Genomic DNA, 22,406 nt, shown 5'->3' with positions numbered 1-22,406 from the left:
AATTGAGGTGAGCATGTGCTTAAAGGAATAGGAAAAAGTCATGGCAAAACTATAATTATGGGGGAACATGCGGTAGTTTATGGCTACCCGGCTTTCGCTATCCCCTTACTTAGTACGCCTGTAATCGTAAAAATAAAACAAAGTTCAGAAAATACTTTGATTTCTAAGTACTATGCCGGAAAAATCGATCAAATTCCTGATTCGCTTTCAGGCGTTAAATATTTGATCAACTTATTAGATGAAAAATTGAATCCCAAGCAAATCAAATACACGATCAGTATCGACAGCGGTTTGCCGATCGAACGAGGGATGGGTTCTTCTGCCGCTATTGCAGCAGCTATCACGCGGGCATTTTTTGATGCTTTCGATGATGCTTTAGATCATCAGACATTATTAGATTACGTCAATAAATCAGAAACCATTACTCACGGTAAAGCTAGTGGCCTCGATGCTTTGACAGTTAGTTCTGAATATCCAATTAAGTTTGGTAAAAATGTCGCCCCCAAACCATTTACTTTCAATTCTGAAGGCTTTATCGTCATTGCCGATTCAGGTGTTAAAGGTCGGACGAAAGAAACTGTCGCCGATGTCAGAAAAATGTATGACGCTGACTCGAAAACGATTGGAGCTTATTTGAAGCAATTGGGCGACTATGCCACAGCTGCCAGTGAATATTTGACTAAGGGCAATCTCAAACAATTAGGCCTAGTTTTTTCACTAGCTAATGAAGTCTTGACTAAACTCAAACTATCTATCCCTAAAACTGATCAACTAATTGAAGCTGCCAATCATGCCGGTTCTCTTGGTAGTAAAATTACCGGTGGCGGCCGTGGTGGTTGTATAATTTGTTTAGCAAGGAATTTGAAGAATGCACAAATGATTCAAAAAGCGCTCGTCAAATCAGGGGCCGAACAGACGTGGATTCAACCATTATCAATTTATGCGGAGGATTCAGATATTGACACGAACAGCTAGAGCTTATACGAATATTGCTTTGATCAAATATTGGGGTAAAAAAAATAAACAGTTGAAATTGCCATATACTAATAGTTTGTCGCTGACTTTGGACCGTTTTTACACGGATACGAAAGCTTCGATAGTTGACTCTGATCAAGATATTATTTATTTGAATCAGCAACTTTTAGATGATGCTCACAGTAAACGGATCCGTAATTATTTAGATATCGTTCGACAATTTTATTCATTTTCAGAACACTTTCAAATTGATTCAGTCAATCACGTCCCTACTTCGGCTGGTTTTGCTTCATCAGCGTCTGGCTTTGCCGCATTAGCAGCCGCTGTTAATGAAACCAAGCAGCTCAATTTGAACAGACGAGAACTGTCTATTTTGGCGCGCAATGGTTCAGGCTCTGCGAGTCGGTCGATCTATGGTGGTTTCGTAGAATGGATCGCCGGAAATGACAATGCGTCATCATTTGCTCAACCGATCGATGAACACCCAGACATTGATCTATCCATATTGTCAGTCGTGATCGATACGCAAAATAAGAAAATTTCTTCCACGGTCGGAATGGAAAATAGTGTAAAAAGCTCCCCTTTTTATCCAAATTGGGTTACACTGGTGACTTCAGAGATAGAAGAAATTAAGCAAGCAATTGCCAAAAAAGATATCCAAAAGATTGGTGAGATTTCCGAGCACAACGCCATGAGTATGCATGCTCTGACTTTGTCGGCCAATCCTTCATTCACGTATTTTGCTCCCGAAACGATCCGAATTATTCAAATAATTCAAGAATTACGTCAAAAAGGCATCTTTGCGTATGCTACAATTGATGCCGGTCCGAATGTTAAAATAATATGTACGAAAGAATCCCTTCCCAAGGTTCAGACATACATTGAACAACAACTATCAAATGTAACGACCGTTGTAGCCAACATTGGTTCAGGAATCGAATACATCTGATATAAATTGAAAGGTATGATATTTTTGTCTACAGGAAAAGCACCTGGAAAACTATATTTAGCTGGAGAATATGCCGTCGTTGAGACTGGCTTCCCCGCTGTTCTAACTTCAGTCGATAAGTACGTTACCGTAACGATCAACAAGACTCAAAATGGCGGAACGATTCAATCTAAAAATCTAAATCAAGAATTAATCCATTGGAACCGTCAAGGAACGGAATTAGTTTTCGACGATTCGGAAAGTCAATTGCAATATATTTTGGCCGCAATTAAATTTGTTGAAAAATACGCTTTAGAACGTAATGTTAAATTAAGTTACTACGACCTCTTAGTAACGAGTGAACTGGACTCCAAAGATGGTAAAAAGTACGGTCTAGGTTCTTCAGCAGCTGTCACCGTCGCCGTTGTCAAAACTTTAGGCGATTTCTACGATCTTGGGCTCTCAGCCATGGATATTTATAAGATCTCAGCTATTTCTCACTTGTCTGTTCAAGGTAATGGTAGTTTGGGCGATATTGCTGCTAGTGCCTTTGGTGGTATCGTGGCCTATTACTCACCTGATCGTAACTGGATTTTCAACATGATCAGAAATCACAGTATCACTGAGATTCTTTCACTTGACTGGCCTAAATTAAAGATTCAAACCTTGGATCTACCAACTGACTTGGAGTTGACCGTTGGTTGGACGGGATCTCCCGCCTCTACTTCGATTTTAGTTGATCGAATTGCTTTGACTAAAGCTCAAAAAGTCGAAAAATATCAAAACTTTTTGCACGCCAGTCGTCAAAACGTTGAACGTCTGATCGATGGATTTAAAACTAATAATTCTGCACTTATTAAAGATATGTTCAGTAAATATCGCGACCTTCTAGCCGATCTAGCTGAATTCAGTGACGTTCATATTGAAACTGAACTTTTGACCAAACTCTGCGACATTGCCGAAAAATTAGGTGGCTCAGCCAAAACTTCCGGTGCCGGCGGCGGCGATTGCGGAATCGTTTTGAGTGATAAGTCGCTTGATGTAGCTGAATTGAAGAAAGAGTGGCAAAAAGTTGGCATTACCCCATTAACTCTAAAAATCGGAGACATAATCGCCCATGCCTAAACAAGACCCTCAAATGCAACGTAAAGTCGAACATCTTTTCTTAGCTGAAAAGTTTTTTACTGACGAGGCATTTGCTGACTTTGATAGAGTTCGTTTGTTGCACGATGCTTTGCCCGAATTGCGGGTCGAAGACATTGACCTGTCAGTTGATTTTTTAGGCAAAAAGATGGCTCTACCAATTTATTTCAATGCGATCACCGGTGGCTCCAAGCCGTCGACTCGCTTCAATACTGAACTCGCTCAGTTGGCTCAGAAACTGGATATTCCCGTTTCCAGTGGCTCAATGGGTGTTTTTTTGCGATTACCCGAAACCAAGGATTCATTTACTGTTTTGCGGGAAAATAATCCCGATGGCTTCGTGATGGCTAATGTTTCCGGTAAAGCTAACGCTGAACAAGCTCAACAAACTGTCGATTTATTGCATGCCGACGCCTTACAAGTTCACTTGAACGCTTTGCAAGAATTAGCAATGCCTGAAGGTGACCAAAGTTTCTTTTGGCTCGACAATATCAAAGAAATTGTTGAAAATGTCAATGTACCTGTAATCGTCAAAGAAGTTGGTTTTGGTATGTCGCAAAACGATCTCCAAAAGCTTTTAGCAGTCGGGATTAAAAATGTCGATATCTCTGGTTTTGGGGGAACTGATTTTGCTCAAATTGAAAGTGCTCGAAATAATGAATTGGATCTGACTTATTTGGATCGATTCTCACTGTCAACGGTCGAGTCATTGTTAGAAACCAATCGATTCCAGGATAAATTGACTATTTTTGCTTCCGGTGGAATCAGAACGCCAATGGATGTCGTTAAAGCTCTGCGTTTGGGGGCTAAATCGGTTGGTATGTCAGGCCTTGTCTTGCATCATTTGCAAAAGTATTCGCTCAGTGAGGCCGAGATTTTCTTTGCCGAATTTGTCAAACAACTGAAATTGATCATGGCTGCTATTGGCGCCAAGTCGATCGACGATATCAAAAAAGCCCCCATCGTATTCGATGAGAGCTTAGTCAATTATGCTAAACAACGGCAAATTATTTTACCGTCTTAAACCTTTGGGATAAACGTTTTTAATTTCTTTATTGCTAAAGCGTCCCCAACTAAATAATTTATCTTGATATGCTAAACCAATCCATTTGTTGTCAAAGTCGGGTCGGTCGCTTAATATCACGGATTCACCATGTAAATATTTTTCAAACTGTTCTTGATCTAATTGATAGACAGTTTTTAACTCATCAGGTTTGAGTGCCAATATCCAAGCGATATCGGGCTCAAACCTATTTTTTTTGAATTCGCCTAGTTTCAGGCCGTTTCGTAGAATGTGCAATCCTTTGAAACGATTGTCCAAACTAGCGGCTTGATATAAGAAGTCGCTGATTTTGAGCCAATTATTTTGAGTCAAACCATTTAAATTAGTTTTGGCAAATTTTTGAACTAATTGCAGATCGTCTTTTTTAAGACCATCATTGATCTGACGTTCTCGCAATTCTTCTGGTTCACCGTCTTTGACCATTTTGCACATGAAGTGTCCTTCACCGTTGAATCGATCGGGAAACATTCGCAAAGTCTTCTTTAACTCTGGATTGCCATTGGCCCATTCTGGGCGACCATCTTCCATGCCAGGGAATTTTTTAACTTCGACTAAGTGCATGTCAGGATATTTATCCAAGAACCAAGCGACATTTTGTTCATTTTCTTCAGGCGAGAAAGTACAAGTTGAATAGACTAAGGTTCCACCTTGATTCAATAGTTTATAAGTGGAATCAAGAATATGTTGTTGACGGTTGGCACATTGCTCAACGTAGTCTAAAGACCAATATTTAACTGACTCAGGATCCTTACGAAACATCCCTTCACCGGAACATGGAGCATCGACTAAAACTTTATCAAAGAAGTTATTAAATTTCTTTTCAAAATCCTTAGGTGAATTATTGGTGACGACCGTATTGGTAATACTCATTCTTTCGATGTTTGAGGACAATACCTTAGCACGTTTAGGATTTATCTCATTACTGACTAAAAGGCCCTCAGAAGCCATTTTTGAAGCAATATAAGTCGTTTTACTACCAGGGGCTGCACAAAGGTCTAAGACTTTGTCATTTCCTGTCGGATCCAAGAGCTCGGTAACGTACATTGCACTAGGCTCTTGGCTGTAAACATAACCTGACAAATGATCGATGGAATTCCCATTGATAGCTCCATAATAGCCAATATTACTATATGGAATTGGTTGGGCTAACGAATAAGAAACATTTTTGTAGTTAGCCTTTAGAGGATTCAGCCGAAAAGCTTCCTGACTAGCTTGCTCAATCGATTCGAATAAACTGTCAGCTCGGTCCCCCATTAAATTACGATATTTTTCTTTAAAGTCATTGCTTAAATCGACTTTCATTAAATTACTCACTCCGTTTAACAAAGAATATTTGTGACAATCCTACGACAAAAGTCAATAAAATTGAAACGATCATAAAGAGATTGAAAGTATTGTGACTGATGATTGCAATCTTCCAATTTACGGCGGCAAAACCGGCGGCGTATGGAATTAAAGTATAGATCAAGTATCTGATCAATAAACCATTCCGATAGTTGTTCTTCAAATCACCAGTCAAGTGTGAACGAGACAAGTCATACTTCAATGGGATCAAGATATAGAAATCGACTGCCACGACAACGAATAATAACAAGACGATCCCCACAAGATACAACTCGCCGTTGTTGCTAGTCTCCGCATTAGTAAAGTCATCTGTTTGAGGGACATACTTGTGCATTGATTTAACGTGCAAAACGCTTTTGATCTTATTCAAACTCTCTTTATTAGAAAGTGCCCGACCATCTAAAACAGTTGTCACTTGATTCAAGTGGTACTTAGATTTGGGTTGATTAGGCGAAAGTGAGACTAATGTCTGTGAGTTTAAAATATCTGCCCCATCAAAACCGACATTCCCAATTACTGAAATATAGCGGTTGTCGACTTTGATATAAGCTTGACTCTGTGGTTTGTAAGGTTCGATCTCAGAAGTTTTGCCTTGAATGGCAAAAGGAATCTGTGATGTGAAGTCATCAGCCGAAAAATAACGACCAGATGTGATCGGTAACTTGTTGATCTTGTTGTGACTATAAATATAGCCAATGTCACTATTGCTCTTTTCAAAAAAGACCAACTGATAGCTTGCCAGTTTCTTTTTGCTATCCAGTTGTTGGACAGCCGTCACGAGATTCTTTTTGGACTTAGTGTGAAGTACGACCGCTTCTTCACTCATACCTAAACGGTTCATCGTATTGTTGTACTTGATCGAGTCGCTCTTGGAAATTGCGACGCCGGTTAAGAGAACGACCAAGAAAATGACAATACTTGAAATTATTTTTTTCATATAAAATTCACCTATAAATTTGTCTTACTGGTAATTCATTTTACACTAAAGAACAAGACAAGGCCGAAACAATTTATCGTTGTCTGGGCCTTGTGTCTATTTCACCAAATAAAGTTGGTCATGGACGATGTCGTAATGTGAATAAAATTGGTTGATCCGATTAATCCTAGGGTCATCGACTAAAATAGCCTCGTCCCAAAATTCCTTGCTGTCAGTGGCACCATATTTTTCACCGATGACCAATAAATTGACAGGAAGTTTTCTGACCGCTTGCAGAATTTTTAAATCGATATCTTCTCGATCAGGGCTCCAAGCAATCAAAACATTATCGACTCCTACGCCATATTTTTGCAAAGCTGACAAAGCGTCCAATGATTCAACTTCAGTCATTTTAAGATTGCCAGTCTGATTATACTTGGACCAACTCAGATCATCAGTACAATACGTTTCAACATCCAAATCGCGCAGACCCTTGGATAAATAGCCATTACCCGCCATCAATTCCAGAAAACTCTGATTTGGAAACTCTTTCTTGATAGCTTGTACAAAATCTTGGGTAATTGTAGCCCAATAGCCAAAGCGTGTCTGTAAATAACTGCGAAACTCCCCCAAGTCATGATCGAATTTTTCCAGATTAACCGATAATTCTTTAAAGCTTGTTTCGTCCAAGTTAGTATTATCCTCTAAGAAAGATGCAATCTCCTCTTCACTAAGTTCCAACTGGGGGAAATGATATTTAGGCAATTCATTGTTGCTCAAAGCCAAACAAATACGTTCCATAAATTTTATTCGGGCATTGAAAGACATTCCGTTCGGTAAAACACTCGTATCAAGTCGTAATCCATCTATATAGTTCATACTTCTCTCCCTCAGACCTACCGATAAATAAGTAGATATCGAGAATTATCTTACTAAATATTATCTTAAACATAAAGCGATTCCGCCTACATAGTTAACGCGATAGACATTTTTTAATATTCGATTAAATTTTATCATTGAAAATAGTACATTTATTTCCAATAATAACGAAAAAGTGTAATATCATAAGTAGTACATGTACGAGGTGAAATATGGCAGAAAATAATAAAAGACGACAACCTCAAAAGAACGAAGAAAGCGGTTGGCAGTTTTGGTTGCAAACAATTGCACTAACGATTGCTATCTACGCAGTATTCTTCTTGGGGTTTAAGTTTGTTCTTTCGAATGACAGAGTTTCTGGTCCTTCCATGCAGCCGACCTTTGAAAATGGAGATAAGGTTATCGCTGCAAGACATTCCAACATTACACGTGGTGATGTTATCGTTTTGAAAGCCCCTGACGAACCGGGATCATTTTATATTAAGAGAGTTATCGGTTTGCCTGGAGATACAGTAGTTTCTAAGAACAATAAGATCTATGTTAATGGTAAACTATTCAAAGAGGACTTTCTCAAAGCAGGCAACAAGGTCAAGGAACCTGATACCAGTCTTTATGCGGGTAAACCTTACAGCTATACGTATAATTTCACTTTGAGTACTTTGGCTAAGAACTCGCCTGAATGGTCTCAACGTTACAGCAGTTCTTATCTAAAGAAAGTTGAACAGACCAACAAAGTTCCTGCTGGTACCTATTTTGTAATGGGAGATCACAGAACAGTTTCCAAGGACAGTCGTATCATTGGGTTTATCAATAAGAAGAGTGTTATTGGTGAAGTCAAATGGCGTTACTGGCCATTGAACAGATGGACCATCTTTTAGGATTTAGATAACTTATTGGAGGTATTTATCATGGATAAACCAAACATCGCTGAAATGATCATTCAGTACGAAAAAGACAAGGATATGACTGATACACAATTTGCTTTCGAAAGTCATCTCCCCGTAGAACGTGTTCACAACCTTAAATCAGGTGAGTATGAACCAACTTCTGAAGAGACCAAAACAGTTCTAGAATATATTAAGTTACATCAATAATATAATTACAAACGATAACTTTAGACGGTTGTCGTTTTTTGTTTGGAAAAAAATAGAGCAAACCCAATCAAATCCGATTGAGCCTGCTCTATTTTTATTTGTTCAAATATTTATAAATCTTAGGATCGTGGAAATAAACGAAACATCCTTTAATGCCTCATTTCAATAAAACATTCATCGAGTTCAAGATAATTTGTTTCTTCGCATCTTCTAACTGGGCTATGTCGTTGTCATGTCTCTTCTTAAAGGCTTCTTGATCTTCATATTTTGACAAATCGACTTTGATTTTATTACCACCATCGGAGACGATCGAAGGACCGATAATTACAGCTACGTATTGCAAATCGAAGCCTTGAACTGTATAGATTGAACCGATTTCGTTAATGGTTTCCGGTTTTTGAGCCCAAGTTGTATGCGAATAATTATATTGATCCCAAGGTAAGTGAAATTGGCCTTCATTGACGTAATGTTTCTTGCCATCAAGTGTTGACGGATAATCAGCAGTTGAAACAATCCGTGACTCCCCCACTTGATTATTCTTTGATTTTAGTGCTTGATACATCGTCTGAGCGTCTTTATATATTCGAAAATCGTACTTAGTATCAAGCGTCAGATAATCGGTATTTTTTTGAATAACTGGATCTACTCGCTTTTTTTCAGTTAAATCATTTATCCAATCAATAACCGTTTTTGGTGCTTGCATCCGCATTTGAGTAGTCAATGTAGCCTGCATATAGTTAACATTTAGCCGCTTTACGATTTTATTCAGTAACGACTGTGACCAATAGCTCTTCAATTTTAAAACCTGACGTGCATCGAAGACTAAGATGACTACTTTACTGAGTTTAATAATCTCTTCAAGCTGATTCTTTTGGGTAAAATTATTGTAATTATCACTCTCACTCAATAACAAATGAGCTTCATCAATGACGACTACATCGGCATTCTTGTCAGACTTATGCATCGTGTTGATGAATGTGGTTGGACGTAAAAAGTGATTCTTGCGCAATTCGGGGAATTCACCGGCATTCTCTTGATAGACTTTTAGGAGTTCTGGATGGTTTACTAAGAAATAATTATTCGTTTTATTCAGCTTAGCATCCTTTTCGATCTTCAAAAAGAGTTTCGTTAAAATGATACTCTTACCTGTTCCCGCATCACCGTTCAGTTGAAAAACGGATCGTTGGTTATTTTTCACAGCTTGATTGCTGAAAGATAGGATCTGTTCAAATATCTTTTGTTGCTCGGTGGTTAAATCTTTATCGGGAAAAACTGATTCTAACATTTATTCTTTGGCTCCAAACTAATTTTTGACTATGAATATTGTAACAAATGTGGTTTACTGTTGGTTTGTTTTTGATTTTTTGAAATATATGTTTTCGTAAAACATATATTAAAACTAATATTGTCTGTCCATTGATCTTGGCAATAAAAAAAAGCCTTTCGGCTTTTTTCAATTATTTTTCATCGCTTTTTAAAACGCCACCAACGGCATAATGTTCTTTAGCCATTTCGTTCAAAACAACGTGAACATGTTCAGCTGGTGCACCAGTATTCTTAACGATTGCATCTGTAACGTCTTTGACCATACCTCTCAATTGTTCTTCAGAACGGCCAGCGATTAAATCAATGTGTACTAATGGCATAATAATTTCTCCTAACTACTTTTTAATATTAATATTATACCAAAATTCCATATATAGAATTGTACTCTTATCTATTTTGTTGAGTTTGTTTTTGTGTTTTATGTTATCGTAAAACATTTATTTAAATTGCATAATGACTTATCTACTTAGTATAATTTTCATAAGCTGAGGTTAATTCATCATCAAACATTGGTGCAGTTCCTTTGTAAATTTTACCATCTGAAGAAATACAGATAATTCTTCCTACATCTGGAGTTTCATTATCACCATTTAATGACGTCAATGAAAATAGTAACGAATAAACCATATTAGCATCGTCAATTGTATTTTCATCCTTTCTAACGGCAACTGTCACATTGGAACTAGCATTCAGAACATGAAAACCAGGATCATCATCTGTTGCATAATCTCCCTTATCACGATAATAATTAGTTACCCAATCAGCAAAATCATTTGCCGACGGAAAAACACTTTCGACTTTTGAGCTAGAATCTCTTGTATTGGAGTCGGTGCCTTCATCTACAGACGATTTCCCCTGTCCTTTTTTCATTGAACTATTAAAAGTCTTAAGAAATTCTGATTTACTCCATTCACTATAATTAGGGGTCCCATTAACAGTCCCATAATCTAACATATCTTCACTCGTATAATTTTTGTAATTTGATATTAAGCTTAACGTACTGTTTTTAGTAAATGAAAACACAAAAACTTTGGGAGTAACTTTTGAAGAATAATATTTACTGTAGCGATTTTCTCCCAATTGAACGACTGTTCCGCAATAAAGGTTTGTAGATTCGTCAACAAAAAGTGTCAATTTATTATTTTCAACTTTATAAGTACCTACAAGAATAGCTTTTTGTGCTCCTTGATCCAATCCACTAGTTGGTACATCCGTATTAGGAGCACCATACTTCCAAATAAATTTGTTGCCTTTAAAGGCAATTCCATTAGGAGTCATTTCAGTCGCTGGGCTCATAAAACCACGACCAGATAATTTGGTATATTTTTTATCATATTTCTTAATTTCTGTTTGATAATGTTCCTTGTAATTGACTGTTTGTTTGTCGGTAGAATACAACTTGACTTGATTGACCGTTCCCAGCAAGTAAGTTTGCTTATTCTCAATCTTGATTGCGTGATCTTCAGCCGCATTCAAACTGTTGCCTTGACGTTGAACGATACTCAACGGTGCCTGTTTTGTCCGTAATGCTGAATCACTAGCAAAACGTTCCTCTGTAACACTATCAATATTCATAGTAATATCACCATTCTTGGCGATCGTGTATGTTCCTTTTTCCGTAAAGCGGCCTGCAAAACCTTTAGAACTAATAATATCCTGAACAAAATTACCATCTTTGCCAAAATACATTGAATATTTGTAATCTGGATCCTTAGCAGTATTATTGCCACGATGCGTACCTTTAAAATTATGGCCTTTAACAACTAATGTCTTATTAACAGATTTTTGGTCGGCATTGTCAGCACTATTATTAGTGCTGCAACCTGCAACAGTCAGCAACATCAAAATGCTTAACCCCATCAAAAAATAACTTTTGAACTTCATCTTTCTCCCCCGGTTCAGTTGTTTATAATTAAATCATAATAAAAATTATATCATTTTTATTTTGGAGTAAGGATTATTTTCGGAATGAAGAATGTGTATATTTATACAAGGTTACATAAGAATATTTATCGAACTAACTTTCAAAATAAAAAAATCACCTCTGATTCAAGAATACTGAATCAAAGATGACCTTACGTTAATGATAGGCAGCTGGTTATGTTTTATCTCGCCTTCTAAAACGAGTCACACAGACCAACTTCTCTACAACTATTGAGCATTTCTTTTGTCAATTTTTCTGATAGTGAATACTAAAGCTATTGCAATCACTAAGATCAAGAATGCTGTGACATAGGCAAAGTGCATACCATTCAAAAACCAAGCCGGATGCGTCTGTGGGTAGTCATTGATTTGCCGATGGGCTTTTAAACTCATCCCATAATACAAACTAGTCGTAGCCAAACTGACACCGATCCCCATGCCGAGATTTCTAAACAAAGCAGCTAAACTGCCAGCAACACCTTGATACTCTCGAGGTGCATAACCCATGATCATGGGATTATTTTGAAATCCACCATTACCGATACCTAACAAAGCAATCATGACCGTAAAGAAAACTAGATTATCATCAGCCCCGATCATAGTTAAGAATAATAACGGAATGGCATAAACAAACAAGTTGCACAGTGAGACATTCGTTGCATTATATTTATCGGTAAAAATACCGGCAATCGGTGCCGCAATCACGTTAGCCAACGGGATTGCCATCATGATCAACCCAGTTAAAGCCGTCGACAAATTACGAAAATCGGTCAAATAAAATGGCATGATGACATTTGCATAATAACCGATCGAAAAGACTAACAAAGCACTGATCAGACTTAAAGTTAAACGTGGCAACTTGAATATTTTTAAATTTATCAATGGTGAACTAACGTGTTTTTCCACGTATACGAAACCGATCCAAAATAGCATACTCAAGCCAAAAATTCCGATAACCAGTGGTTTGCCAAAACCAATATCTTGGCCGAGAAAAATACTGATGAAAAAAGTTGCGATCCCGACAGCATAAGTAAATAGTCCTGTCCAATCATACGTAAGTTTGTCAGCTTTTCTCATTTCTTTAGGAAACATGAAACGTCCGTAAATAAACACGATGATGCCAATCGGAATATTGATAATAAAAATCCAATGCCACGACAAGAGACTCAAGACTAAACCACCTAAACCTGGTCCCGAAATGTTTCCCAGTTGCGCAATGATACTGTTTATTCCGTAAGCTCGACCGCGTAAATGCATCGGAAAGATCATCGCAATGATGCCAATATTAGTCGCCATACTCATACTAGCTCCAAAACCTTGCACGATCCTTCCAAACAGCAAAATGTTCAGCGTTGGACTCAGCGCACAGATCAACGAACCGATAGTAAAGATAACTGTCCCCGTTTGAAAGATCTTGATGTAGCCGATCTGATCTGCCATCCTTCCCCAAAACAATAGCAACATACAGATCATAATCAGATAAACTGAAACGATCCATTCCGCTCGATTCATTGGTACATGCAAATCTTTTGTCAAACTCGGTATCGCAACGTTGACGATACTCGCATCCAATAATTGCATAAAAGACATAAAGCTGGTCGCAAATAACGTCAACCAGATGTGATTCTTTTGTTCCATTAACCATCCGACCTTTACAATAAACTCATATATTTATCATAAAGCTAATTATCGAAAAAGTTTATCAGAAATTCTTTGGCAACCAATAATTTGGCTATGAATCTTGCCGTGTAGCCGCAATGTCAACTTCACGGATATTTACTTCTTGGGGCATATCGTACATAAATTTAACCGTTTCGGCCACATGCTTTGGATCAAGTACAACGCCACCCATTGTCTTTTCCCATGCAGCATAGTCTTTCAAAGCCGATTTGCTAGTTACGTGCGTCAATAATTCTGTTTCAGCTGCACCAGGAGCTACCATCATGATGCGGACGTTCTTAGACGAATTCTCCTCACGGATCGTTTCTGAAAGTCCATGGACACCGAACTTAGAAGCTACATAGGCGGCGTGATTAACAAAAGTCTTCCGACCGGCAATCGATGACATATTCAAGATCGTTCCGTGTTCACGTTCGCGCATGTCATTTAAAACAATTTGGGTTCCGTTCAAAACGCCCATGACATTTGTATCTAACATTGTTTGCCACTCTTGGGGATTTTGATCTTGAACGTTGCCCAGCAACATTACCCCTGCATTATTGACCAATAGATCCGTTTTTCCATATTTAGCTTCAGCCTTACGCACAGCCTTTTCAAATGCATCATAATCAGTCACGTCAACAGAATCGATCATGACATTATCCATTCCGGCAGCTACTTTGGCTAACTTTTCAGTTCGACGGCCTAATAACAACAAAGGAAACCCGTCAGCGTTAAAGATCTTTGCAATTTGTTCACCGAAACCTGAACTGGCACCGGTAATTACTACTAATTTTTTCATATTTAATATCTCCATTACTTAAATGATTTTTTCAACGATTTAAAGTATAATGGCAGATATTATTGACAACAAGTACGCACATTCAGGTTACTACTGCTTGTGGAAAACTCGAGGAAAGCTTTAATGGCAAAATATTTAAATGAATTTGATGCAACAATGCAAATGATCCAAGGCAAATGGAAGATCATGATCATGTATGAACTAGCAGAAGTCGAAACTAGCCGATTTGGGGCCTTACAGCGCCATATTCAAGACGTCTCACACAAAACTCTAGCTAACCAACTGCACGAACTAGAAGACGATAATTTGATCAGTCGACACGATTTTAAAACTGCGGAACCACATGTCGAATATCGATTAACTGAAACCGGTAAGTCTTTGATCCCGATACTAGACGCGATTTGTGACTGGGGCGATACTCACATTGATCACAATTTGATGGATCGTTCCCTATGCGATGAGTAAAATCGATCTGGCAAAACTAATATTAAAATTTAAATTCTAAAAAAAATAGATCATCCAAAAATCGGATGATCTATTTTTTCAATATTTAAAATTTTTTATTTATTATTTCTTTTCACTATTCAATCTGATGATTTCCAAAACAACATCAGTTGCCTTTTCCATCGCTTGTTCTGAAACATATTCAAAACGACCGTGCATGTTTTCGCCACCAGCAAACAAGTTAGGTGTTGGCAAGCCCATGAATGAAAGCGTTGAACCATCAGTACCACCACGAACTGGTTCTTCATCAGGAGTGATATCCAAGTTCTTCATAGCCTTTTCAGCCAATCTGACGACATCCATGTGGTCCTTCATAATATCGATCATGTTGTAGTATTGATCAGCCATATCGATCTTAACCGTACCTTCACCATACTTGTCGTTTAGTTGTTTAACGATCTCAGTAACTTTATTCTTACGTGCTTCTAGACCATCACGTTCAAAGTCACGGATGATATATGACATATCAGTATGATCGATCGTACCAGATTCGTCGCATAGTAAGAAGAATCCTTCACGGCCTTCAGTCTTTTCCGGTACCTCATCAGCAGGTAAAGCACTTTGGAATTCATTGGCAATCAACAATGAGTTGATCATGATACCTTTAGCGCCAGATGGGTGAACGTCTTTACCAGTGATGTGAACTTTCAAGCCCGCAGCGGAGAATGTTTCGTATTCCAGTTGTCCAACTGGACCACCGTCAACTGTATAAGCAAAATCTGCTCCAAAATCTTCTACATCAAAGTTGTTAGCTCCAGTACCGATTTCTTCATCAGGTCCTAAACCGATTTTGACCTTACCATGCTTGATTTCTGGATGATTGATCAAATACTCCATCGCCGTAATGATTTCTGAAACACCTGATTTATCATCCGAACCCAAAAGCGTATCGCCACTTGTTGTAATCAATGTTTGACCAGCGTATTTATTCAATGAAGGAAATACGGCTGGGTCCAAAGTATATTCGCCGGCATCGTCAAGTTTGATAATGCTCTTGCCATCATAATTTTCAACGATCTTTGGTTTGATATCGACTGAATTGAAGTCAGCTGTATCAACGTGAGAAATCAATCCCAAAACTGGAACATCATAGTCCAAGTTAGAAGGTAATTCAGCAGTTAAATATGAGTCGACTTTGCGGATTTTAACATCTTTCAAGCCAATTTCCATTAGTTCTTCAGCAACCCGCTTCAGAAATTCAGTTTGTCTTTCTGTTGAGGGAATTGTTGTCGAATTCTCATCTGAACGAGTATTCTGCTTTACATATTCCAAAAAACGAGGAATTAATTTTTCATATTTTATTGTCATTTTTATACTCTCCCTATAAAAAATTATATGGTTCTGTATCTACCTCTGATTGTACTATATCTAAGTCCCATTTATTAGACTTTTTCCACTCATTTAGTAGAATTGCCATTTGTTTTATAAAGATTGCTTCAACGTGGTGTCCAGGATCAACGACATTCAAACCGTTAGCCATCATATCGTGAGCTGTGTGGTAATAGACATCCCCAGTGATGAAGGTATCTGCGCCAGCTTTTAAAACCTCAGGATAGAACTTGCCCGCGTCGCCACCAATGATTGCGACAGTTTTAACCTTTTGTCCCAGATCAGACTTCACATAGCGCAAGTTTGGTAGATGATAAGCATCTCGAACCATTTTGGCAAAGTCGACCAATTCCATAGATTCCTTCAAGTCACCCATGCGACCGATCGAATAGTCATCATCTTCATCTAGGAAACGCACATTGTTCAAGCCTAACTCTTCTATCAACCAATCATTCATTCCGCCGTGAGCCTTATCACAATTAGTATGACTAGCGTAGACCGAAATATTATTAGTCAAAAGATCTCTGTACATCTTGTTTTGTGGTGAAGCTAGATCTAAATTGTGAGCCGCGTGAAACATTACCGGATGGTGGGCCAAAATCAAATCAACTTTCTTATCGATAGCTTCAGCAACAACGCTAGGACGAACATCCAAGGTTGTCATGATCTTATGAACTGGTTGTTTGCGATCCCCAAGTTGAAATCCAGTGGGATCTCCATCCATCTTGATTGATAAAGGTGCAAATTCTTCCATTCTATTAATAATATCTTGAACATTAACTATCATCGTAGTATCTCCTCAATATATTTAATATTTTGGTTCATTTCGGCAATTTTTTCTTGATCGATCTTTTTGGCATTCAACATGTTTTTAGTTGCTTTTTGGTAACCATTCAACTTGTGTTCCCATTTAGAAACAAAAGTTGGTGTCTTCTTTTGCATCAAGACCGGTCCCATAAGAAACTCTGGTTCTGTCAATGTAACTTTGGTTGTGACTTTCTTAGCCTTGATGATCTCATAAACATGGTGATCTTCTTCGACGATATCTTCATCGACAATTTCAAAATCATTATCAGCTAACCAGTGACGAACAAGTGGTTCACCAATATTTGGCTGCAATACGAGGGTCGAAACATTTTGTAATTGCTCAGTTGTGGCGTGAGCAAGGATATTTTGGATCAAAATCCCTCCCATGCCGGCAATTGTCACAGTATCGATCTTATCAGAAGCTTTGATGACGGCTAAACCGTCACCCAAACGTACATCGATCTTGTCACTGAGTCCAAACTTATCAACGTCTTCTTTTGAGCGAGACATCGGACCAACGGCTACTTCGCCAGCGATGGCATATGAAGAAACCTTTTGTTCAATTAATTCTACGGGTAAATAAGCGTGATCTGAACCGATGTCAGCCACTCTAGTATTATTGTCAACCATTTGATAAACGGCTTGTAATCTCTTTGAAAGTAAAGTCACTTTAACCTCTATTCTGCAGTCTTTTTATCTAAGTCTGTCATGTATTCACGTGTCATAGGCATAGCAGTACCACTAGGTCCATTTGTTAGTAAGAATTGAATCACATCAATATTACCACTTTCAAATGAGGCAGCACAGGCTTGAAGATACAAGTCCCACATTCGAACAAAACGATCTCCGTACATTTCGTTAACTTTGTCTTCAACTTTGTGGAAGTTACGGTCCCAAATTTCAACCGTCTTTTGATAGTGACGACGCAATGGTTCTAGATCATCGATCTGTAAGCCAGCATCAAGAATGTGACCAACGTTTTCTTTAACATCAGGAATATAGCCACCTGGGAAAATATACTTAACTAACCAAGCATCGACACCAACACCGTAGTGTTGACCAGTAATACCGTGAATCAAAGCATTACCGTCTTGTTTCAAAAGCTTCTTGACTGTTTCAAAGTAGCCAGGCAAGTTATCCTTACCAACGTGTTCGAACATCCCAACTGAAACAACGTGGTCAAACTTCTCATTAACCTCACGGTAATCTTCAAGCATAACTTCCATTTGGTCACCGAGATTTTCGTCTTGGATCTTTTGGTTCACAAAATCGTATTGTTCTTGACTAAGAGTAACACCCTTGGCCTTCAAACCATATTCTTTTGCTGCAGTAAACATCATTGTTCCCCAGCCACAACCAATATCAAGGATCGTTTCGCCAGGTTTAGTATTCAACTTGTTTAAAATGTGGTGAACCTTATTCATTTGTGCTTGTTCCAAAGTATCTTCAGGGGTTCTGAAGTAAGCACATGAATAAGTCATCGTGTCATCGAGCCATAATTTGTAGAAATCATTACCGATATCGTAATGTTCTTGGATCTCCTTTTTGTTTCCCTCTTCAGAGTGACTGAACTTAGGAATGTATTTCTTTAGTTTCAAACTAGACATAAAACTATCTGATTGAGTGTAAGCGGAAGTAATCAATTTTTGAATAGAACCGTCGATTTCAATTTTCTTATCCATGTAGGCTTCGCCAAGAGTCAAAGTAGCATGTTTTACAACTTCTTTAATAGGAACTTTCTCGTTAAACTTGATCGTTATGTCAGACTTTCCCTCTGGACCATAGTTCTTCTCTTTGCCATCCCAAAAAACAACCTTAATAGGAATAGTAAATGAACGTGAAAATATTTCGTCATAAATCTTTTTATCTAACATACAAATCCTCCAAAAAAAATAGATATATTAATTGTAAATCAAATTGTGAAAAAATATAAACTAAAACCACTGATTTTCAGAAACATATTTGTAAAATCATCTTATTTATCTATAACATGAGAGACTTTTTTGCCTACAAAGCTTGCGTTTATTCAAATTCACTTCTACCATAATCATATTATTGGAGGTATTTTTATGGCTACGTGGAATGAACGATTAAAAGCATTACGTAAGCGAAAAGGTGATTCGCAGGCCGATTTAGCAAAACTAATTGGTGTTGGTAAAACTTCAATCTCGGGATACGAGTTAAATACCAGTGTCCCTACTATGAAGTCCCTGTTGACACTGATCAATTATTTTGATGTATCGGCCGATTATTTTCTCGGTTTTTCCGATGATCCTACGCCAAATGATAACAAACTAGCTGATAATCTAGCTAGCAAAATGGACAATTCTTACGATGAATTAGATGAAATAGACAAAAAGGAAATTCAAGATTTCATCAGTTTTGTCATCAGTCGTAAGAACAAATAAAAAATGCCTTAACCCGGAAGGATTAAGACATTTTTTACTATTAATTTTATTCAAGGAAATCTTTAAGTTGTTTAGATCTTGATGGGTGACGTAGCTTTCTCAAAGCCTTAGCTTCGATCTGACGAATACGTTCACGAGTAACGCCAAAGACCTTACCAACTTCTTCAAGAGTTCTAGTACGACCATCATCGAGACCAAAACGCAAACGAAGTACGTTCTCTTCACGATCTGTCAAAGTGTCCAAAACATTTTCAAGTTGTTCCTTCAATAATTCATATGAAGCGTGATCTTCAGGACTCGTTGCATCAGAATCTTCAATGAAATCACCAAGATGGGAGTCGTCCTCTTCACCAATAGGTGTTTCCAATGAAACTGGTTCTTGAGCAATCTTCAAGATATCACGCACTTTACCAGTAGGCATATCCATTTCGGCACCAATTTCTTCAGGAAGTGGTTCACGACCTAGATCTTGAAGTAATTGACGTTGGATTCTGATCAACTTGTTGATAGTTTCAACCATGTGAACAGGAATACGGATAGTTCTGGCTTGATCGGCAATCGCACGAGTAATAGCCTGTCTGATCCACCAGGTTGCATAAGTTGAGAACTTAAATCCTAGACGATAATCAAACTTTTCAACGGCCTTCATTAGACCCATGTTACCTTCTTGAATCAAGTCCAAGAATTGCATACCACGACCAACATAACGCTTAGCAATTGAAACAACCAAACGCAAGTTAGCTTCAGCAAGTTTTTGTTTAGCTTCTTCATCGCCTTGTTCGATCTTCAAAGCCAAGTCAACTTCTTGTTGGGCATTAAGCAAAGGTACACGACCGATTTCCTTCAAGTACATACGAACCGGATCATTGACCTTGATATCAGTAGCAGCGGCAGTTTCTTCCTTCTTAGCTTTAGTAGCTTCCTTCTTTTCTTTAAGAAGGGCTAACTTACTAGGATTGCCTTTTTCATCAACAACACCAATACCAACATCTTCAAGTTCACTAACAAAGTTAGTTAAAGCATCACCCTTTAGTTTGTAAGGCTTGATGATTTTTTCTTGAAGATTGTCTTCAGTGATCTTACCGGCCTTTTTAAGATCTTTGATCAACTTCTTTGTTGCAGCTTTTAGTTCTTTTGATACTACAGGTTTCTTTGTAGCTGTTTTTCTTGTAGCCATATATTATATTCCTCCAGTATGCTTAATTACTAAGGGTTCTTCTGACATCAACCAATTGTTTGAGTAGATCCATCTGTAGCTTGCTATCGCCAACTAGTGCGGCCTTTTTGAGCTGTTGATTAATTTCCTTGAGCTGTGTCTCTAATCCAGAATTTTTGATATTGGTCATATAGTCATCGATCTCTTGATCGCTATACTCATCCGGCATATTCATCATTTCCAACTCTGCCAAGAGATTCTTATCGTTATTATCCAACACATTCATAAAATCGGAGATATTTATCTCATCGTCGATCTCTTCTTGCTCAACGTATGACAATAACTTTTCAAAGATTCTTTGGTAGTCTTGGTGAACGAATTTAAAGCCGTCACCCTTCAAATTGATTCTGACTTCGGGAAAATTAATTGCCCAATATAGTAAGTATCGTTCTGATTTCTCCAAACGATCATACTTAGGTCTAACACTTGATGTAACTTGTTCCAGTGCTTTTTGTTGAACATGCTTGTAGTTGTTAGCAGGCTGTTGAATTGCCATCTGCCGGCGTAAAGCGTCCAATTCTTTATTGATGGAATCTTTAGACACTTGCATTTCGTCAGCCACCCGACCAACATACATGTCAACTTCAACTGGTGATTGCAATTTTACGATCTCATGCAACGATTGATTCAAAAATTCCAATTGATCATGCTCATTATTTAAGTTGTAGTTACGCTTGAAATAATTCAAAATAAACGAAATTGGTGTTTGTACGCCATTATTCGTCAAATTTTGAAATCTCTGTGCACCCTCACTTCTGATATATTCATCAGGATCCTTTTTGTCGGGGATACTAATGACACCATAAGTAAAACGCTCATCAGTCAACTGCGTCAAAGCTCGATATGTCGCCTCAACACCCGGATCATCCCCGTCATAACAGACATTGATCTTGTCAGTCAGACGACTCAACGTATAGAGTTGCTGATCGGTCAAACTGGTACCCATCGAGGCAACTCCATTGGTCACTCCAGCCTTGTAGGCACTAATAACATCCATGAATCCTTCAAATAGGATCACATTACCTTTTTCCCGAATTTCTTTTTTAGCATTGTTCAAGTTGAACAATGTTTTACTCTTATTAAAAATCGGTGTTTCTGGACTATTCATATATTTGGCAGTCGATGCCTCTTTATTCAAAATACGTCCTGAAAAAGCAATTATATTACCAGATTCATCCGTAATGGGAATCATTACCCGATCGCGGAAACGGTCAAATAATTCCCCCTCTTGATTCTCAGCAAAAAGTCCTGACTTGCGTAAAACATCTTCACTGATATCACGGTCTTTAAAGAATTGTAAAAGCAGATTGTTATTGTTGGGAGCATAACCAATATCAAAGGTCTGAATCAAGTCATCGCCTAAATCACGACCGTTCAGATATTTCAAAGCCGCCGTCCCATTTTCAGTTTTCGTCAAGATGTGGCTGTAAAGCTTAGCTGCATCCGAGTACATCTTCAAAAGCGTACGACTGTCTGAATTTTCATATTGAGTACTTTGGTTCTCATATTGATCAGGAACAGAGATATTCCCCATTTGCGCAACTTCAATTACGGCTTCCGGAAAAGTCTTATTTTCCATCTCCATAATGAACTTATAAACATTGCCACCACGACCACAACTAAAGCAATGGAAGATCTGCTTGTCTTCAGCCACTGAAAACGATGGTGTTCGTTCTTCATGAAACGGACATAGTCCAAACAGATTCTTACCAGATTCTTTTAGCTGTACGTACTTACTAATAACATCAACGATATTAGTCTTCGAGGTAACTTCATCAATGAATTCCTGTGGAATCCGTGTCGCCATGGTCGTCACCTCCTCACATGTTTATAAAAAACAAGAAACACAATCTAACACATTCACTTTTGGAAAACAAACATGTTGTATCAGACACTCATGACTGTGGAAATAAAAAAGTGCTCCCACAAAAAGTGCAAACTGGGACCACTAGTCACTTGTCAACTTTTAATTATACACGATTCGAGTTAAAAGTCACGTAATTTACCTAATAAATGTATAAAAATAAGACCATAATATTTTAAAGTGCAACACAAAAGTTAGACAAAATTAAATATTGTTAAGCTGCTAA

The 22,406-nt window shown here is 38.0% G+C and carries 22 protein-coding genes; 8 read left to right on the top strand and 14 right to left on the bottom strand.

Features of this window, described 5'->3' with window-relative positions:
• Positions 1-15 precede the first annotated feature (15 nt).
• From mvk to fni, 4 genes are read left to right on the top strand one after another with little or no spacing between them, the layout of a single operon-like run.
• Complete coding sequence (gene mvk / locus FD29_RS00705) at positions 16-975, top strand: mevalonate kinase (RefSeq protein ID WP_147007886.1); 960 nt, start codon at positions 16-18, stop codon at positions 973-975.
• Complete coding sequence (gene mvaD / locus FD29_RS00700) at positions 959-1,924, top strand: diphosphomevalonate decarboxylase (RefSeq protein WP_083477718.1); 966 nt, start codon at positions 959-961, stop codon at positions 1,922-1,924. Before mvk ends, mvaD begins: the two co-directional genes overlap by 17 nt.
• A gap of 24 nt (positions 1,925-1,948) precedes the next feature.
• Positions 1,949-3,028 (top strand): phosphomevalonate kinase, encoded by a 1,080-nt coding sequence (locus FD29_RS00695; protein WP_057887067.1) that lies wholly within the window; start codon positions 1,949-1,951, stop codon positions 3,026-3,028.
• Complete coding sequence (gene fni, locus FD29_RS00690; RefSeq protein ID WP_057887066.1) at positions 3,021-4,070, top strand: type 2 isopentenyl-diphosphate Delta-isomerase; 1,050 nt, start codon at positions 3,021-3,023, stop codon at positions 4,068-4,070. Before FD29_RS00695 ends, fni begins: the two co-directional genes overlap by 8 nt.
• Here the strand turns inward: fni and FD29_RS00685 are convergent.
• The 3 genes from FD29_RS00685 to FD29_RS00675 all read right to left on the bottom strand — a co-directional run bounded on the left by FD29_RS00685 (position 4,059) and on the right by FD29_RS00675 (position 7,248).
• The gene (locus tag FD29_RS00685) at positions 4,059-5,411 is read right to left on the bottom strand and encodes an RsmB/NOP family class I SAM-dependent RNA methyltransferase (RefSeq protein WP_057887065.1); all 1,353 of its coding nucleotides are present in this window, start codon (positions 5,409-5,411) and stop codon (positions 4,059-4,061) included. The two genes, fni and FD29_RS00685, sit on opposite strands and share 12 nt — an antisense overlap.
• Positions 5,412-5,415: 4 nt before the next feature.
• Positions 5,416-6,390, bottom strand: coding sequence for a hypothetical protein (locus FD29_RS00680; RefSeq protein WP_057887064.1), 975 nt, complete (start codon positions 6,388-6,390; stop codon positions 5,416-5,418).
• Positions 6,391-6,486: 96 nt separating this feature from the next.
• The gene (locus FD29_RS00675) at positions 6,487-7,248 is read right to left on the bottom strand and encodes a hypothetical protein (protein ID WP_057887063.1); all 762 of its coding nucleotides are present in this window, start codon (positions 7,246-7,248) and stop codon (positions 6,487-6,489) included.
• A 212-nt stretch (positions 7,249-7,460) separates the two neighbouring features.
• Here FD29_RS00675 and lepB point away from each other — a divergent pair, with 212 nt between their 5' ends.
• Both lepB and FD29_RS00665 read left to right on the top strand, forming a co-directional pair.
• Positions 7,461-8,126, top strand: a complete 666-nt coding sequence (lepB, locus tag FD29_RS00670) for a signal peptidase I (protein ID WP_057887062.1) — start codon at positions 7,461-7,463, stop codon at positions 8,124-8,126.
• Positions 8,127-8,156: 30 nt separating this feature from the next.
• Positions 8,157-8,342 (top strand): LBP_cg2779 family protein, encoded by a 186-nt coding sequence (locus FD29_RS00665; protein WP_057887061.1) that lies wholly within the window; start codon positions 8,157-8,159, stop codon positions 8,340-8,342.
• 157 nt (positions 8,343-8,499) lie between these two features.
• On the opposite strand, the gene FD29_RS00660 is transcribed toward FD29_RS00665, so the two are convergent.
• The 5 genes from FD29_RS00660 to FD29_RS00640 all read right to left on the bottom strand — a co-directional run bounded on the left by FD29_RS00660 (position 8,500) and on the right by FD29_RS00640 (position 14,052).
• A complete protein-coding gene (locus FD29_RS00660) occupies positions 8,500-9,627 on the bottom strand; it encodes a DUF2075 domain-containing protein (RefSeq protein ID WP_083477716.1) in 1,128 nt (375 codons plus the stop codon).
• Positions 9,628-9,799: 172 nt separating this feature from the next.
• Entirely contained in the window at positions 9,800-9,988 is a 189-nt protein-coding gene (locus FD29_RS00655) for a 2-hydroxymuconate tautomerase (RefSeq protein ID WP_057887060.1), read from the bottom strand.
• Between the two features lie 142 nt (positions 9,989-10,130).
• Positions 10,131-11,552 (bottom strand): hypothetical protein, encoded by a 1,422-nt coding sequence (locus FD29_RS00650; protein ID WP_057887059.1) that lies wholly within the window; start codon positions 11,550-11,552, stop codon positions 10,131-10,133.
• A gap of 267 nt (positions 11,553-11,819) precedes the next feature.
• A complete protein-coding gene (locus tag FD29_RS00645; RefSeq protein WP_057887058.1) occupies positions 11,820-13,229 on the bottom strand; it encodes an MFS transporter in 1,410 nt (469 codons plus the stop codon).
• Positions 13,230-13,323: 94 nt separating this feature from the next.
• A complete protein-coding gene (locus tag FD29_RS00640; protein WP_057887057.1) occupies positions 13,324-14,052 on the bottom strand; it encodes an SDR family oxidoreductase in 729 nt (242 codons plus the stop codon).
• A 123-nt stretch (positions 14,053-14,175) separates the two neighbouring features.
• Here FD29_RS00640 and FD29_RS00635 point away from each other — a divergent pair, with 123 nt between their 5' ends.
• Positions 14,176-14,517: a winged helix-turn-helix transcriptional regulator gene (locus FD29_RS00635; protein WP_057887056.1), complete on the top strand. Its 342-nt coding sequence runs from the start codon at positions 14,176-14,178 to the stop codon at positions 14,515-14,517.
• A gap of 102 nt (positions 14,518-14,619) precedes the next feature.
• On the opposite strand, the gene pepT is transcribed toward FD29_RS00635, so the two are convergent.
• Genes pepT through FD29_RS00615 form a run of 4 tightly spaced genes read right to left on the bottom strand, consistent with a single transcriptional unit; the run spans position 14,620 to position 18,566 of the window.
• Positions 14,620-15,864 carry a peptidase T gene (pepT, locus tag FD29_RS00630; protein WP_057887055.1) on the bottom strand — a complete coding sequence of 415 codons (1,245 nt, stop codon included), beginning with the start codon at positions 15,862-15,864 and terminating at the stop codon, positions 14,620-14,622.
• Between the two features lie 13 nt (positions 15,865-15,877).
• Complete coding sequence (locus tag FD29_RS00625) at positions 15,878-16,672, bottom strand: Nif3-like dinuclear metal center hexameric protein (protein ID WP_057887054.1); 795 nt, start codon at positions 16,670-16,672, stop codon at positions 15,878-15,880.
• Positions 16,669-17,361: a tRNA (adenine(22)-N(1))-methyltransferase gene (locus FD29_RS00620; protein WP_057887053.1), complete on the bottom strand. Its 693-nt coding sequence runs from the start codon at positions 17,359-17,361 to the stop codon at positions 16,669-16,671. Before FD29_RS00620 ends, FD29_RS00625 begins: the two co-directional genes overlap by 4 nt.
• 8 nt (positions 17,362-17,369) lie before the next feature.
• A complete protein-coding gene (locus FD29_RS00615) occupies positions 17,370-18,566 on the bottom strand; it encodes an SAM-dependent methyltransferase (RefSeq protein WP_057887052.1) in 1,197 nt (398 codons plus the stop codon).
• A 195-nt stretch (positions 18,567-18,761) separates the two neighbouring features.
• On the opposite strand from FD29_RS00615, the gene FD29_RS00610 reads away from it, so the two are divergent.
• On the top strand, positions 18,762-19,100 hold the full coding sequence (locus FD29_RS00610) for a helix-turn-helix domain-containing protein (protein ID WP_057887051.1): 339 nt from the start codon (positions 18,762-18,764) through the stop codon (positions 19,098-19,100).
• A gap of 46 nt (positions 19,101-19,146) precedes the next feature.
• On the opposite strand, the gene rpoD is transcribed toward FD29_RS00610, so the two are convergent.
• Positions 19,147-20,277 carry an RNA polymerase sigma factor RpoD gene (gene rpoD, locus FD29_RS00605; RefSeq protein WP_057887050.1) on the bottom strand — a complete coding sequence of 377 codons (1,131 nt, stop codon included), beginning with the start codon at positions 20,275-20,277 and terminating at the stop codon, positions 19,147-19,149.
• Positions 20,278-20,299: 22 nt separating this feature from the next.
• Complete coding sequence (gene dnaG / locus FD29_RS00600; protein ID WP_057887049.1) at positions 20,300-22,123, bottom strand: DNA primase; 1,824 nt, start codon at positions 22,121-22,123, stop codon at positions 20,300-20,302.
• Between the last annotated feature and the right edge of the window lie 283 nt (positions 22,124-22,406).

The sequence above is a fragment of the Companilactobacillus mindensis DSM 14500 genome (genome assembly GCF_001434275.1).
Taxonomy (GTDB): Bacteria; Bacillota; Bacilli; order Lactobacillales; family Lactobacillaceae; genus Companilactobacillus; species Companilactobacillus mindensis.
This window is presented reverse-complemented; position numbering and strand designations above follow the sequence as displayed.